Source organism: Streptomyces acidiscabies (genome assembly GCF_020010905.1).
Taxonomy (GTDB): domain Bacteria; phylum Actinomycetota; class Actinomycetes; order Streptomycetales; family Streptomycetaceae; genus Streptomyces; species Streptomyces acidiscabies.
The window spans coordinates 3,403,937-3,418,511 of sequence record NZ_JAGJBY010000002.1 but is presented as its reverse complement, the minus strand read 5'-3'; the positions used below and the strand labels follow the sequence as shown (position 1 = coordinate 3,418,511).

Sequence of the window (14,575 nt, the reverse complement as noted above, 5' to 3'; positions counted from 1 at the left end):
AGCCATGAGTTGCCCGGCGTTACCTAGAATCTCCTGCGACCGAAGGGAAAACCCATGGGCCATGAGGCCGACGGCAAGGACTCCGCCTCCGTACCGGTGGCCTGGGTGTTGTCCGCGAGAACCGGCGCCGGCCTGGCCGCCCGGGCGGCCAGGCTCAGCAGCCAGGTCCGGTCGGACCCGGGCACGCCGGAGACCGAGATCGGCGCACGGCTCGTCGCCGGCGCCGCGTCGTCCGGGGAGCGCGCCGTCGTCGTCGACGACACGCGGGAAGGGCTGCTGGCGGGGCTGGACGCGCTCGCCGTCGGCCGGGAGGCACCCAACCTCCTCACCGGTACGGGCGAGGCGGGCCGCCGGGTGGTGTTCGTCTTCCCCGGCCAGGGCACCGAGTGGCCCGGGATGGCCGTGGACCTGCTGCGCTCGGAGCCGGTGTTCGCCGAGCGCGTGCGTGCCTGTGAGCGGGCGCTGGCCCCGTACGTCGACTGGTCGCTGGAGGAGGTGCTGACGGGCTGCGACAGTGCGCCGCCACTGGACCGGGTCGACGTCGTGCAGCCCGTGCTGTTCGCGACCATGGTGTCGCTGGCCGCCCTGTGGCGCTCGTTCGGGATCGAGCCGGCCGCCGTCGTCGGGCACTCCCAGGGCGAGATCGCCGCCGCGCATGTGGCGGGGGCGCTCTCGCTGGAGGACGCGGCGCGGCTGGTCGCCCTGCGCAGCCGGGCGCTGGACGCGATCCGCGGCGACGGGGCCATGGTCACCGTCATGGGCTCCGGCGGGCAGGTGCGGGAGATGCTGTCGGGCCAGGAGGGGCGGCTGTGGGTGGCCGCCGTCAACGGCCCGGGCGCGTTGACCGTCTCCGGCGGTCTGGAGGCGCTCACCGGTTTCGAGTCGGCTCTCTCCGCCGCCCGGATTCTGCGGTGGCGGCTGCCGGGAGTCGACTTCGCCGCCCACTCCGGCCAGGTGGAGGCGATCCGGGACGAGGTCCTGCGCCTGTCGAAGGAGACCCGCCCGTGCGACACCGCCGTCGGCTTCTACTCCAGTGTCACCGCCGGGCGGATCGACCCGGCCGAGCTCGGCGGCGACTACTGGTACCGCAATCTCCGGGAGACCGTGCGCTTCCACGAGACGGTGACGGCGCTCCTCGCGGACGGCTACGACGCGTTCGTCGAGTGCGGTCCGCAGCCGGTGCTCAACCTCGGCCTCCAGGAGACCGCCGACCAGGCGGGGATCCCCGTGTCGCTGCTCGCCAGCCTGCGGCGCGGCGAGGGGGGCATGCGGCGCTTCGTCACCGCGCTCGCGGACGCCCATGTGCACGGGGTGCCCGTGGACTGGCGGCGCCTCTACGGGAAGGCGGGGCAGGGCGCGTCATGCTGAAGCGGGAAGGCCGTCTTCGTCTCCTGGTCGTGGCAGAGCAGTGCCCTGACTCCCTCGACGAGGGGGAGCAGCTGGTGCGGGTACCAGCGGGGCAGGTCGGGCTTCTGGGTCCCGGCGGCGTCACCGGGCTCGGGCAGCCCCTCGCTCCAGGCGAGGTGCCGGAGGAACTCGGCCCGCTGGCCGGGGGTGTGTCCCGCGATCCACAGGGCGTAGTCGGCGCTCTTCTGCGCGCACGCCTGGAGCGGCAGGCGCGCGTAGGCGACATGGCGGTCGACGGCGTCGCGGAAGGCGTAGTGCGGATGCCGGCAGGGCGTATCGCCGTCCGCGGCGGACAGGAAACCGCGGTGCACCAGGTCGTCGAGATCGGTACGGACCTCCTCCGGGTCCCGGCCGCCGGCCGCCGCGACCGCCTCGGCCCAGACCACGGTGCCGACGGTGGCGGCGTCCTGGAGGGTGCCCCGCAGTGCGCCCGGCAGCCGGTCCAGCGCGGCCTCGGACTGCCATCGCAGGGTGGGGGGTACGGCGCGGACGAGGCGTTCGGCGTGCGTGTCGTCCGCCGTGGCCTCGCCGCCGGGCCGGAGGGCGTCCCGGATCAGCCGTACGTAGTCGTGGGCGATCAGGGGGACGCCCGCGCACACTGGCACGAGTACGCGGCGCAGTCCGGTGAGCAGGTCGTCCAAGGCGGCGTTCTCCTGAACGGGGCAGGGGACGAGGCCGGCGTGGCGGAGCAGGTGGCCCCACAGCGTGTCCAGGTGCCGGTCCGGAAGGGGTGGCACGGTCACCGTCGTACCGTGCCGCCGGGTCCCGAACCAGGAGGGCCGGGTCTCCCGCGCCTCGTAGCGCGCGTCGGCGACCACGAACACCGAGGCGTCACCGGACGGTTCGGAGAGGCGGTCGACGAAATCCAGGACGAGGGGGTCGGCGAACTCCACGTCGTCGACGACCAGGACGAGCCGGCGCGACAGGGCCAGGGACTCCAGCAGGGTCATCAGGGCCTGGGGCCGGTCGGCGTTGCCCCTGCGGCCCGGTGTCCGTTCCAGGAGCGGGAGGAGCGCGGCGCGGGTCCGGTCCGCCTCGTCCGGTGTGCGGGCCGTGTCGGCGACCGTCCGGCCCAGTTTCGTCCGCGCCACGTCCTGGGGATCGCGTGCGGTGATGCCGCAGCATTCCCGCAGGGCGTGGGCCAGGGACCAGTCGTCCAGGACGGCGGGCAGCCGCACGATGGGCGGCGCCGGCTCGTGCGCCGGCCGTTGCCGGACGGTCCGCAGGAGTTGCGCGGTGAGGTGGGTCTTACCCGTGCCCGGGCCGCCGGCGACGGTGACGAGGTGGGGCCCGGTTCCGCCGAGGAAGCGGCCGAACTCCGCGTTCAGCTGCATGCGTTCCCGGTCGCGGCCGACCGTCACGTGCGGGACGGCCAGGTCGCGGCCGTAGGGCTGGACGCCGATCGCGTTCCACACCACGCTCTGGATCTGGGCGCGCTGGTAGACGACCTTGGTCTCGGTGGCCTGCCGGGTCCGGTCGCAGACCCATATCTCGTCGCGCTGGACGTACGGCAGCAGGAAGGCGCACCTCTCGCCGGCCGCCGCGCTGACGGCGGGCGGCCCGCCGTCGGCCCCGGCGCGTACGAGGGCGAGCCCCGAGGCGACGACGGCGAGCACCCCGCCGTCCGCCGCCGGGTAGTCGTCGGCCGTTCTGGCGTCGTGGTCGCCGTGGGTGAACCGCGCGCGCAGGGCCAGCGCGCACAGGACGGCACGGTACGGGTCGTCGCCGCGGGAGGAGTCGGCGCCGAAGGCCACCAGCCAGTCGGCTCCCGTCCGGGACAGGACGGTTCCGCCGAAACGGCCGGCCTCCTCCCGGACCGCGGCGTGCATCTGCGCCTGCCTCTCCTCCACGGACTCGGGAAAGGTGTCGAGGTCCCGCCACCGCCACAGGACCCGCACCTGGAGCAGGCTCACCTGCCTGCGCTCCGCCGGCATCCGGCCGGCGTGTCCGGGAGCCTGCGTCGCGGCGCCGGGCAACCGCCGCGAAGGCCCGGCGTCGCGTACGTTCCCGTGCTGCGGGGCCGTGGCCTGTCCACCGGTCCGGCACCATCCCGGACCGACACCGGGCAGCAGCAGGACGGGGTCACGGGTACGGATCGCGTGGTGCAGCCGTTGCAGTTCGGGGCCGGGTTCGACGCCGAACGTCTGCTCCAGTACGGCGCACCGGCGCTCGTACATCTCCAGGGCCTCCGCCTGCCGGCCGCACCGGACCAGCGCCATCATGCACAGGCCCAGCAGCCGTTCGCGCTGTCCCGTGGCGAAGGTCAGCCGCTGGAGCTCCACCAGCACTTCCTCGTGCCGGCCGCACATCAGCTCCGCCTCGGCGTAGTCCTCGAAGGCGTCCAGGCAGGCGTTCTCGACGGCGTCCCGTTCGGGCCACGCGATTCCGGCCTCGACCAGGTCCACCAGCACCTCCCCGCGGCGCAGGTCCAGCGCCTGCCGGAAGGCCGACGCGGCCCGCTCCGGTGCCCTTTCGGCCATCAGCGTGCGGCCTCGTCGCACCAGCGATCCGAACCGCGTCACGTCGATCAGTTCTTCGCCGACCTTCAGCAGATACCCCGGAGCCCGCGTCAGCAGTTCCACCGCGGCTCCGTCCCGGTCCTTCGCATGACCGGAAAGCGTCTTGCGCACCTGCATCACGGAATTATGAAGAATCTTGCGGGCGGAAGCGGGTTCCTTTCCGTTCCACAATGCGGCGGTCAGGGCACTGCTCGAAACAACCTGATTGGGGTGCAGCAGCAGATATCCGAGCACGGCACGACTCTTTACCCCGGGAAGCGGAATCTCACCGTTTCCACAGAGCACCCGGAGCGAACCCAGGACCTGGAATTCCACGACTCCCCCCTCACGCCGTCAGCTATGCACAGGGCATGAGTGAACATACACATCACCTCGGACCAGAAAACCAGACCCCTGGGTCAATATTGACCGATAATTTCCAACCCGCCACAACCCCCGAAGAGCCACGAAGCGGACAAGTTCCCGAATTGTTCATCATCTCCACACGACGCACATAACTCGCAGGTCAGCCGGCTCCCCGGCCCGAGGAAGGATCCGATACGTGGCAGACCAGACGGAGTTCTCCGCAGAACTGCTCACCTACATCCGTGACGTCTCCCTGCGCGAGGACGACGTCCTCGCCGACCTGCGATCGGACACCCGGGAACTCCCCATGGGCCACACCATGCAGGTCATGCCCGAGGAGGGCCAGCTCCTCGGGCTCCTCGCCGGGCTCGTCCAGGCCCGCACCGTCGTCGAGATCGGCACCTTCACCGGCTACGCCACCCTCTGCCTCGCCCGCGCCCTCCCCTCCGACGGACGGCTCATCACCTGCGACGTCAACCCCAAATGGCCCCGCTACGCCGCCCCGTACTGGAAACGCGCCGGAGTCGACCACCTCATCGACGTCCGCATCGGCGACGCCCGCGACACCCTCACCGCCCTCCTGAACGAACAGGGCGAGTCCACCGTCGACCTCGTCTTCATCGACGCCGACAAGGCCGGCTACCCCCACTACTACGAGACGGCCCTCCGCCTCCTGCGGCCGGGAGGACTCGCCGTCCTCGACAACACCGTCCTCTTCGGCCGGGTCGCCGACCCCGCCGACCGGCACGAGGACACCACGGCCGTACGCGAACTCAACGCCCTCCTCCACCACGACCCGCGCGTCGAGATCTCGCTCCTCCCCATGGCCGACGGAATCACGCTCGCCCGCAAGCACACACTCTGAGAAACCACTCACACCTGTCGTCTGGAGTGGAGACCCCGCCCGAGGGGTAGTTGAAGGTCGTAGGACCCAAGAAGCGCGGCCGAAAGAGCAAGAACCGAAAGAGCAAAAATGTATTTTTTTGTACTCGGTCCGTTGAAAGTAGTAGCCGACAACACCCCCATAGCCCTTGCCGGAACTCACCAGCGCACAGCCCTCGGAATGCTGCTTCTGCGCGACAATCGCGTCGTCACCACCGACAGGCTCGTGGCCGCCCTGTGGAGAAACAGCCCTCCCGCGACGGCCGGCAAAATGGTGCACAAAGCGATATCCCGGCTCCGTGCCCGGCTGGCCGGCGCGTCCGTCCCCGACGCCCGGCTGGAACTCGTCACCGGCGACGGCGGCTACACGCTGCATGTCGACCCCGCGCGGCTCGACTGCACGCGGTTCTTCACCCTGATCGGCCAGTCCCGGGAGGCGTTCCACGCCGGCTCCCCGGTCACCGCGACCCGCGCCCTGCGAGCGGCTCTGGCCCTGTCCCGAGGGCCGGTGCTGGAGGACCTGGCCGAGTCGGGCATGTCCTGGCCCGAGCTGCGCGCCCTGGAACACCGGCGCCAGACCGTGCTGGAGGACCTCTTCGGCATCGCGCTGTCCTACGGGAGACACCGGGACATCGTCGCCGACCTGGTCTCCCTGACCGAGGTCGCCGTCCCCCACGAACGCATCACCGCTCAGTGCATGGTGACCCTGTACCGGTGCGGACGGCAGCTCGACGCCCTGGCCGTCTACCGCCGCACCCGGCTCGCGCTCGTCCAGCGCCTCGGCCACGAGCCGAGCCAGGACCTGCGGGACCTCTACCTGCTCATCCTCAATCAGGACGCCTCTCTCGACTGGAACCCCGAGAACACCCTCGTACCGGCCCACAGCACCTGGTGAACCCCGTCACGTCAGGGACGGGGCGACGAGCCTGATGGTGTCCGGGACCGTCCTGCGCTCCGGGACGAGGTGAAGTCTGACGACGCCGTCATCCTCCGGACCCGGCACGAGGTGCTCCGGGTCCAGGCAGGAACAGCTCTCCTCGGTGAACCCCGCCAGCCGGTAGGCGATGTCCATCATCCGGTTGCGCTCCGTCCGGCGGAAGTCGGCGACCATGTGCACGCCCGCCTCATGGGCCGCGTCGATGAGCCAGTTGAGGATGGCACCGCCGATCCCGAAGGACACCACGCGGCAGGAGGTGGCCAGCAGTTTGAGGTGCCACATCCGCGCCTGAGTCCGCAGCAGCAGCACTCCGATCGCCCCGTGCGTCCCGAACCTGTCGGTCAGGGTGGCCACGAGGACGGCATGGCGGGGGTCGTCGATCAGCCCGCGCAGCACGTGGTCCGGATAGTGCACGCCCGTCGCGTTCATCTGGCTGGTCCGCAGCGTGAGTTCCTCGACCCGGGCCAGGTCCTCGGCGCTGGCGTGACCGACGCGCAGTTCCATGTCCAGGGTGCGCAGGAAGGCGCTGTCCGCACCCGCGAAATCCTCCTGCGCCGCCTGCCTGCGGAAGCCGGCCTGGTACAGGGAACGCCGGTGGCGCGCGTCGGCGGTCGTACGGGCCGGGGTGAACTCGGGCAGCTCCGGGAGGGAAAGGACGTCCTCGTTCGAGTAGCAGCGGACCTCGGGCAGGTGGAAGGCCACCTCCGCGCGCTCGGCCGGCTGGTCGTCGACGAACGCCAGGGTGGTGGGGGCGAACCGGAGTTCCTCCGCGATGCGCCGGACCGACTCCGACTTCGGCCGCCAGCCGATCTTCGGTACGACGAAGTAGTCGGCGACGCCGAGCCGTTCGAGCCGCTGCCAGGCGAGGTCGTGGTCGTTCTTGCTGGCGATCGACTGGAGTATGCCGCGTTCGTCGAGACGCTCCACGACCTCCCGTACCGTTTCGTCGAAGCGGACCTGGGCGTCCTCCAGCAGCGTGCCCTGCCACAAGGTGTTGTCGAGGTCCCACACCAGACACTTCACCAACGGCGGCGTGTTGCCGGACATCGGCGTCTCCCCTTCTCCGGGTCCTCCTGGATGCGTGTCACCGGGACAGGGCGTGCTGCCCGAGAATCAGCTGGCAGATCTCGCTGCTGCCCTCGATGATCTCCATCAACTTCGCGTCGCGGTAGGCGCGGGCCACCACGTGCCCGTCCGTCGCCCCGGCCGAGGCGAGGACCTGTACGGCCGACGCCGCGCCCCGGACGGCGTGTCCGGAACTGAGGTACTTGGCCAGGACGGTCGCCGCGACCTGGTCGGGGGCACCGGCGTCCCAGCAGCGGCTGGCGTGCTCGCTGACCCGGGTCGCGGACTGTTCGGACACCAGCAGTTCGGCCAGGTGCCGGACGACGAGCTGGTGCTCGGCCAGCGGCCGGCCGGACTGGTACCGGGTACGGGCATGCGCGGCGACCGCGTCCAGGCACGCGCGCAGAATGCCGACGCAGCCCCACGCCACGGACATCCGGCCGTACGCGAGCGCCGTGGTCACCAGCAGCGACAGCGGCTGCCCGCCACCGCCGAGCAGCGCGGACGACGGCAGCCGGACGGAGTCCAGCCGCACCGAGGCGTGTCCGGCGGCCCGGCAGCCGAGCGGGTCGGCGACCTTCTCGATCCGTACCCCCGGCGCGCCGGCGGGGACGACGACGACACCGGCCCCGTCGGCGCAGCGGCCGACGACCAGGACCAGGTCCGCGTAGCTCGCCCCGGTCACCCAGACCTTCGCGCCGTCGACGACCACCTCGTCGCCGTCCTCGGTGATCCGGGTGCCGATGGCGGACAGATCGCTGCCCGCCTCGGTCTCGCTGAAGGCGACCGCGGCGAGCCTGCCGCCGGTCAGCAGGGGCAGATACGCCTCGCGCTGTCCGGCGTCGGCGAGCCGCTGGACGGTCCACGCGGCCATGCCCTGGGAGGTCATGACGCTCCGCAGGGAACTGCACAGGCTGCCGACGTACGCGGTCAGTTCACCGTTGCGCTCACTGGTGTACCCGCGTCCGGCGTACCGTTCGGGGACCTGCGCGCACAGCAGGCCCCGCCCGCCCAGTTCCCGCAGCACCGCCGCGGGAATCTCCCCGGCGAGGTCCCAGGCCCCGGGCCGGTCACCGACGAGCCGGGCGATCAGTGCCCGTTCGCCGGTCTCCTCGGTGACGGCGACGCTCATGCCCGGAGCCGGGTGACGAGTCCCGCCATGGACCGGGCGCTGCGGAAGTTGTCGAGTTTCAGGTCCTGGCCCTCGACCATCACACCGAACGTCTGCTCCAGGTGGACGACGAGTTCCATGGCGAACATCGAGTTGGCGAGGCCCGCGGCGAACAGGTCGTCGTCGGGCGCCACTTCGACCTTCAGCCGCTCGTGGAGATAGCGCGTCAGGGAGGCGGAGATCTCCGCCGCCTCCGCCTCGTCCGCCTCGTCCGCCGAGGCGGCTGCCGTGTCGCTCACTTCATGCCCTCTCCGTAGTCGTAGAAGCCCCGGCCCGTCTTGCGGCCGAGGTCGCCTGCGCGCACCTTCTCCAGAAGCAGCGCGCAGGGCTCGGCGCGTTCGTCACCGGTCCGCAGGTGCAGGGCGGTGAGCGCGTCCGCGAGGTTGTCGAGACCGATCAGGTCGGCGGTGCGCAGGGGTCCGGTCGGGTGGCCCAGGCAGCCTCGCATCAGCTGGTCGACCGCCTCGGCCGAGGCGGTGCCCTCGGCGACGACCCGGATCGCGTCGTTGATCATCGGGTGCAGGAGTCGGCTGGTGACGAACCCGGGCGCGTCGCGTATCACCACGGGCTGTCGCGCGAGCCGGGTGAGCAGCCGCTCGGTGGCCGCGAGGGTGGGGTCGGCGGTGCGCGGGCCCCGGCTCACCTCGACCATCTTGATCAGGTACGCGGGGTTCATGAAGTGCGTGCCGATGACGTCGCCGGGGCGGGGCAGGCCGTCGGCGAGTTCGTCGACGGGGATGCCGGAGGTGTTCGTCAGCAGCGGTGTACCGGGGACGACCGCCTCGGTGGCCGTCGCCAGCGCCTTCGTCTTGGCGGCGAAGTCCTCGGTGACGGCCTCGACGACGGCCGTGACGCCGGCGAGGTCCTCGGCGGAGGTGCTGAGGACCAGCTCGCCCCGGGGGAGCCCGGCGGGCAGCGCGGCGACCAGAGCGGCGTGCCGCACCTGGTGGGCGACGGCGGCCTCCGCACGGGCCAGCGCCTCTGGGTCGGTGTCCACGAGGACCACGGGCACGCCGTGCCCGACCGCGAGAGCCGCGATACCCGAACCCATGACACCGGCGCCCAGGACGCCCAGTTGGTATGTCTCCGACTCTGTGCCCACTTGACCACCGTTCCGCACGTGATCCGACCCGCAGGTTCAGCATGATGCGGTGCACAGTCAACACAACGGCGCGCCCGGACCGATCGCGCTGGAGTCACAAACCGGAACGCCAACTCTGAGCAGCTGTCCCAAGGGGGCTTCGCCCCAAGGCCCTTTGCCGGTCCGGCCGGCCCTCTCTACGGCCTCGGCGTCGCCGCGACGGCGAGGACGTGGCGGGACGCACCGCGCCGGGAACGGGACCCGTACCGCAGGGGCTCCACGGTGTAGCCCGCCGCCGAGAGAAAGGCGCGCGTCTCCTCCCCGGTCCCGTGCGTCTCACACACGATGACGGGCCGGGCCGTGCGCAGCGTGCCGGCCATGCCCCGCAGCACCCCGAGCTCCGCACCCTCCACATCGATCTTCACGACGTGCGGCAGGGCGATCCGCCCGCCCCGGACGAGTTCGTCGACGGACCGGCAGCTGACAGGGATCGCGGCGCGCGCCCCGGGCGGCGGGGGCAGCGTACTCAGCCTCGCCCAGAAGGGCTCCCCCGCCGGCGTGAGCATCGCCGGTCCGGACCGGTCGGCGAGGGCACATGCCAGCACCGACACGTTCGGCCAATGGGAGAAGCCGGCATTGCGCCGCAGCGCCGCCACGTTCTCCGGGAGCGGCTCGAAGGAGTAGACGTGCCCCTCCGGGCCGACACGGCGCGCCCCGAGCACCGTATAGAAACCGACGTTGGCGCCGATGTCGTAGAACACGTCACCCGGCCCGAGCAGATCACGCAGCGCGGCCTGGACATGGGGCTCGCTGATCCCCAGAGCGAAACTCGGGGCGGAACCCCCGGCGTTGAACGGGATTCCCGCACAGGCCCCGAAGGGAATGACCACGTCCCGGCGGCGCAGCGGCCCCAGCAGCCACCGGCCCAGAGCAGCCCTGCGCGTACCGCCGAACCACGGACCGGTGAGACCCGACGCCGCGTGTTCCGGGACCAGGCGCGCGAGACGCGCCAACGCCCCACCCTGCCCGGCGTGCGTGTGCCCCTCCTGCCCCTCTGTTCCGGCGCCGCTCACCGCAGCAACCGCCACACCACCGCCCACTGCCGTACGGCGTCCAGATCGAGCGGACACCGCGCCCGGTAGCCGTCGAGGTAGGCACGGGACAGCAGCCGCCGCCCCACCGGCGCCGCCGCGCGTGCCCACCGCGGAGCCGCCGCCGGCACCGCACCACGCGCGATGGTGACGAGAGTGAGCGCGACATCGGCGGCAGGGCAACCCCGCGCGGCGCCGGACCAGTCGACGGTCAGCCACGCACCGGTGGCGGGACACCTCAGCAGGTTGGCCGGGTTGAAGTCCCCGTGCAGAAGCCGGCTCCCGGTGGGAAGGTCCCGCATCAGCCGCTCCAGCCGGTGCCGGGGCAGGTCCCGGCAGGCGATACGCGACCTCAGCACGTCGTGCATCGTGGGCAGCGACGTGGGTGCCACCACACCGTGCACAGCCGCGTGGACACCCCCCAGGACACGCCCGGCCGTGACCACGGTCCACGGAGCCCTGCCCAGACTGTGCAGCAGATGGAAGGGGTCCAGACGCTCCATCACCAGTCCCGGCAGCCCGCCGATGCGAGCCGGTCCATAGGGACGCGGGACGGGGGCACCGTGCTCCCACGCCGCGACATGAGCCAGGAAGGCCCGCTCGTCACTGCCGTACCCACCACAGCTCACCCGGAAGACGCGCCCTCCATCGAGACCGAACACCCGCGCTTCGCGCCCCTCGGCGATCAGACGGCCCGGCGCGGTGAGCGAGGGGTCAGGCATGTGACCGCACCACGGTCAGCCACTCGGCACTGGGCAGATGCGGCAGCACACCGCGGTACGGCTCCCACGCCTGATCGGGCTCGGCGGCGTCCCGCCACAGGTTCTCGAACACACGCTGGTAGAGGTTCATCAGATGCCGGCCCTCGGCGCTGTGCACGGTGGTGCCGACGAGCGAGTTGGACGCACCGGACAGCGGCCGGCCCCCGGGGTCGGCGAGTCCGCGGTCGTCGTAGGAGTACCAGCCGACCGCCAGGACCTCCTTGCCCAGGAGCCTCCCCCGCAGGGAGGCGGTCTCCGAGTAGCACTTGATCTGGAGCCCGATGCTCTGCGCGCGGTCCGCCGGGATGCGGTACGCGAGCGCGCGCAGGCCCTCCGCGAGGCGGTAGTCCCGCTGGTAGTCGCTGATCGCGGCGGACGGGTGGGCGACGAGGAGCCGGACCTGTCTCGTGCACCCCTCCTCGCCGAGTTTCGCGAGCAGGGGCAGCGCTCCGAACGCGCTGTACTCCAGCAGGTCGACCGTGCGGGGGCGCTCCTGGACGACATGGGCGATCAGGTACGGCACGGCTTCGTCGTCGTTCCTGAACGCCTTGACCTCGGCGCGTTGCGCGGCCCTGCCCTGGAGTGTGATCTCCACCAGGATGGTGAGGAGGGTCAGGTCGGCGCCGACCATGATCGTCAGGCTGGCGGTCAGGTCCAGGGCCCCGATCGCCGAGGCGACCACCGAGGCGACGGGAGGCAGGACCAGGCAGCAGAGCAGCAGGCGCCGGACTTTCCGGCTCTCCAGTCTCGAAGGCTCCGGAGCGCCGGTCATGACGGCTCGGCCGTGGTCGGACCGAGCCGGGTGACGTCCAGGTCCACCACGATGGGGTAGTGGTCGGAGATCCGGTCGGTCTCCGCGTTCCTGAGGACGCGGTAGTCCGTGGTCGTGGCCGCCAACCGGGCTGTCGCGTAGAAGTAGTCGAGCCGTAGCGGGGAGAAGGCCGCGCCCGGCACGGGTAACGCGGTCGGCAGGGTGTGACCGGTCGAGCCGTGGAGCCGCCCCACGTCCACCAGCCCGGCGGATTCCAGTCGGCGAAGAGCGCGGGTGTCCGCGGTCGTGCTGCCGTCCGGCGCGCAGTAGCGCGCACGGTCCTCGGGCCGCATCGCCGCCATCGCCGCCGTGTGATCGCCGTGCGGGTCCGGGGAGTTCAGGTCACCGGCGACCAGGGTCGGCTCGTCGTCGCGTACGAGTTTCAGCAGATTGGCCGCTTCGGTCAGGCGGACGTCCGGGGAGTCCGGGCACCAGTGCGCGCCCAGGGCGTGGAGGACGCCTCCGTCCGGGAGCGCGACGCGCAGACCGATCAGGGCGTGGAAGAAATCCGGACGGCTGAAGCGGGTGCAGGTCACGGCGAGATCGCGGCGTACGAATGCGGCGACGTGGTATCCGCTGTCCGACGGGGACAGGAACCCGGACAGCCGCAGCCGGCCCCCTACGTCGTCGAGCAGGCGGCAGCCGTGTGCGTCGAAGTCGCGCGCTTCCTGGAAGAAGACGAGGTCGGGGGCGGAGGCGTGCACGATGTCGACCGCCCGGTTCAGCCGTTTGTGGCTGCCGTTTCCCCTACCGCCGTCGAGAAGATTCCAGCTGATGATCCGCATGAAGGACCGCCCCCCGCATCAGCCCGCCCCTGTGCGTCGGCCGATTTTAGCCCGCCGGCCTCCTCACCGGAATGGCCGTGCAAGCCGCCCGCTTCCCCCGGAACGCACGGAGGCCGTGTCAGATCTCTCTGACACGGCCTGCGGCCATCACCGTCGGGACGACAGGATTTGAACCTGCGACCCCTTGACCCCCAGGAGTGAGGGTCAGGGGAATTTTCCTGACATAACTCACTTAATCTGGGCGCATATTGTGTGCGAAGCGCTTCGTCGTTCACTACGGTGCAGGCCGTGTGGTCCCCAACTGGTCCCCAAAGCAACGGAAGCGGTACTCAGGTCTCAATGCGACATAAAGGGTGACTCAAGGGCCGCAAGGGGGCTTCAGCACTTCAATCAGCCATGGTCCGAGGATTCAGATCGGTTTCAGGTCGGCCACCCAGCGGTGCAGGTACGGAAGGACCTGCTCATGCATGCCTTCCCGTTCGCAGCGAAGTCCACCCTGGGCGATCATGGCGGCCACCAATCCCTCAGGGTCTTTGAGAAGTCGCGAGGTGGGCGGTTCGCCTACTGAGCGCAGGATGTGATGAGATATCGGCTTCGTTCCGGAGTGACCTGGATACAGGACAGGCATCGCCGCTGGTGATCATGTGGGTGTCGAGTCCGTATGAGCACCGAGCGAGTCCATGCCTGCGAGCCCATCTTCCCGGATCCCGTTATGCCTGCAGCAACTGGGGAACTCCTCCAGCCCTATCCCGCTGGAAATGACCGCTGACCTGCGGAGGTATCTGGCCTCGGTGCCCGACCCGCGGGCTCGTCGCGGTGTCCGTCACCCGTGGCTGGCTCTGCTGGCCGCCGCAGCCGCCGCCGTTCTGGCCGGGGCCGCCTCCGTCACGGCGATCGGCGAGTGGATCGCTGACGCGCCGCAGCGCGTCCTGGCCTCGCTCGGGTTCCGCCCCGATCCGTTGACCGGTCTCATCCGGCCACCCCATACCACGACCATCCGCCTTGTCCTGGCCGCCGCGGACGGCGATGCGCTGGACCGCGCCATCGGGCTTTTCCTCCAAGAACGTCGGGCACCAACCCCGGGACGGACGGTCATCGCCGTCGACGGCAAGACGCTCCGCGGCTCCCGTGCCGGGAAGCGGCCGGCCACCGTGCTGATCGCAGCGACGACCCACCCCGGCCAGGTCCTCGCCCAGCGGCAGGTCGACGGCAAGAGCAACGAGATCCCGGCCTTCGCCCCGCTCCTGGACGGCATCGATCTGACCGGCACGTTGATCACCGCAGACGCGCTGCACACCCAGCATGGCCATGCCTCCTACCTGAGCGATCGCGGAGCGCATTACCTGGCCGTCGTCAAGCGGAACCACCCCGGCCTGTACGAGAAGATCTGCGGGCTGCCCTGGCGCGACATCCGACTGGACCACTGCGAGCGCAGCCGGGCCCATCATCGTGACGAGATCCGTCGGCTGAAGACCGCCGCGTTCGCGCACCTGGACTACCCGCACGCCCTCCAGGCCGCCTCCGCGGCGCCCTCCGTAGGCGCCCCACCCCAGCGTCCCCGGCCTTCAGCTTCACTGCAGCAGACCGGGCGTGCGACCACACTGCGACCACCATGGCCCCGGACACACCGGAAGCCGCCCTCCCAGAATTGAGAGAACGGCTTCCGACCTGCGACTTCCACAGTCGGGACGACAGGATTTGAACCTGCGCCCCTTGCCCC

General features: G+C 71.0%; 13 protein-coding genes. 4 read left to right on the top strand and 9 right to left on the bottom strand.

Going from position 1 to position 14,575, the window contains the following annotated elements; translation table 11 throughout:
- Nucleotides 1-54 precede the first annotated feature (54 nt).
- Entirely contained in the window at nucleotides 55-1,368 is a 1,314-nt protein-coding gene (locus J8M50_RS41710) for an acyltransferase domain-containing protein (RefSeq protein WP_010352655.1), read from the top strand.
- On the opposite strand, the gene J8M50_RS41705 is transcribed toward J8M50_RS41710, so the two are convergent.
- Nucleotides 1,335-4,043: an ATP-binding protein gene (locus tag J8M50_RS41705; RefSeq protein WP_010352654.1), complete on the bottom strand. Its 2,709-nt coding sequence runs from the start codon at nucleotides 4,041-4,043 to the stop codon at nucleotides 1,335-1,337. The two genes, J8M50_RS41710 and J8M50_RS41705, sit on opposite strands and share 34 nt — an antisense overlap.
- 424 nt (nucleotides 4,044-4,467) lie before the next feature.
- Here J8M50_RS41705 and J8M50_RS41700 point away from each other — a divergent pair, with 424 nt between their 5' ends.
- Nucleotides 4,468-5,136 carry an O-methyltransferase gene (locus J8M50_RS41700; protein ID WP_010352653.1) on the top strand — a complete coding sequence of 223 codons (669 nt, stop codon included), beginning with the start codon at nucleotides 4,468-4,470 and terminating at the stop codon, nucleotides 5,134-5,136.
- Nucleotides 5,137-5,244: 108 nt separating this feature from the next.
- Entirely contained in the window at nucleotides 5,245-6,048 is an 804-nt protein-coding gene (locus tag J8M50_RS41695) for an AfsR/SARP family transcriptional regulator (protein ID WP_078480676.1), read from the top strand.
- A 6-nt stretch (nucleotides 6,049-6,054) separates the two neighbouring features.
- Here the strand turns inward: J8M50_RS41695 and J8M50_RS41690 are convergent, their stop codons facing one another.
- The 8 genes from J8M50_RS41690 to J8M50_RS41655 all read right to left on the bottom strand — a co-directional run bounded on the left by J8M50_RS41690 (nucleotide 6,055) and on the right by J8M50_RS41655 (nucleotide 12,855).
- A complete protein-coding gene (locus tag J8M50_RS41690; protein ID WP_010352651.1) occupies nucleotides 6,055-7,137 on the bottom strand; it encodes an HAD-IIIC family phosphatase in 1,083 nt (360 codons plus the stop codon).
- A gap of 37 nt (nucleotides 7,138-7,174) precedes the next feature.
- The gene (locus J8M50_RS41685; protein WP_010352650.1) at nucleotides 7,175-8,287 is read right to left on the bottom strand and encodes an acyl-CoA dehydrogenase family protein; all 1,113 of its coding nucleotides are present in this window, start codon (nucleotides 8,285-8,287) and stop codon (nucleotides 7,175-7,177) included.
- Nucleotides 8,284-8,565 (bottom strand): acyl carrier protein, encoded by a 282-nt coding sequence (locus J8M50_RS41680; RefSeq protein ID WP_010352649.1) that lies wholly within the window; start codon nucleotides 8,563-8,565, stop codon nucleotides 8,284-8,286. Before J8M50_RS41680 ends, J8M50_RS41685 begins: the two co-directional genes overlap by 4 nt.
- A complete protein-coding gene (locus J8M50_RS41675; protein WP_010352648.1) occupies nucleotides 8,562-9,428 on the bottom strand; it encodes a 3-hydroxyacyl-CoA dehydrogenase family protein in 867 nt (288 codons plus the stop codon). The genes J8M50_RS41680 and J8M50_RS41675 overlap by 4 nt, the downstream gene beginning before the upstream one ends.
- Nucleotides 9,429-9,604: 176 nt before the next feature.
- Entirely contained in the window at nucleotides 9,605-10,420 is an 816-nt protein-coding gene (locus J8M50_RS41670) for an FkbM family methyltransferase (RefSeq protein WP_010352647.1), read from the bottom strand.
- Nucleotides 10,421-10,476: 56 nt separating this feature from the next.
- Nucleotides 10,477-11,220 (bottom strand): phosphotransferase family protein, encoded by a 744-nt coding sequence (locus J8M50_RS41665; RefSeq protein ID WP_010352646.1) that lies wholly within the window; start codon nucleotides 11,218-11,220, stop codon nucleotides 10,477-10,479.
- Complete coding sequence (locus tag J8M50_RS41660) at nucleotides 11,213-12,031, bottom strand: hypothetical protein (RefSeq protein WP_010352645.1); 819 nt, start codon at nucleotides 12,029-12,031, stop codon at nucleotides 11,213-11,215. The genes J8M50_RS41665 and J8M50_RS41660 overlap by 8 nt, the downstream gene beginning before the upstream one ends.
- Complete coding sequence (locus J8M50_RS41655) at nucleotides 12,028-12,855, bottom strand: endonuclease/exonuclease/phosphatase family protein (protein ID WP_010352644.1); 828 nt, start codon at nucleotides 12,853-12,855, stop codon at nucleotides 12,028-12,030. The genes J8M50_RS41660 and J8M50_RS41655 overlap by 4 nt, the downstream gene beginning before the upstream one ends.
- 758 nt (nucleotides 12,856-13,613) lie before the next feature.
- Here J8M50_RS41655 and J8M50_RS41650 point away from each other — a divergent pair.
- Complete coding sequence (locus J8M50_RS41650) at nucleotides 13,614-14,507, top strand: ISAs1 family transposase (RefSeq protein ID WP_223786415.1); 894 nt, start codon at nucleotides 13,614-13,616, stop codon at nucleotides 14,505-14,507.
- The last annotated feature ends 68 nt before the right edge of the window (nucleotides 14,508-14,575 follow it).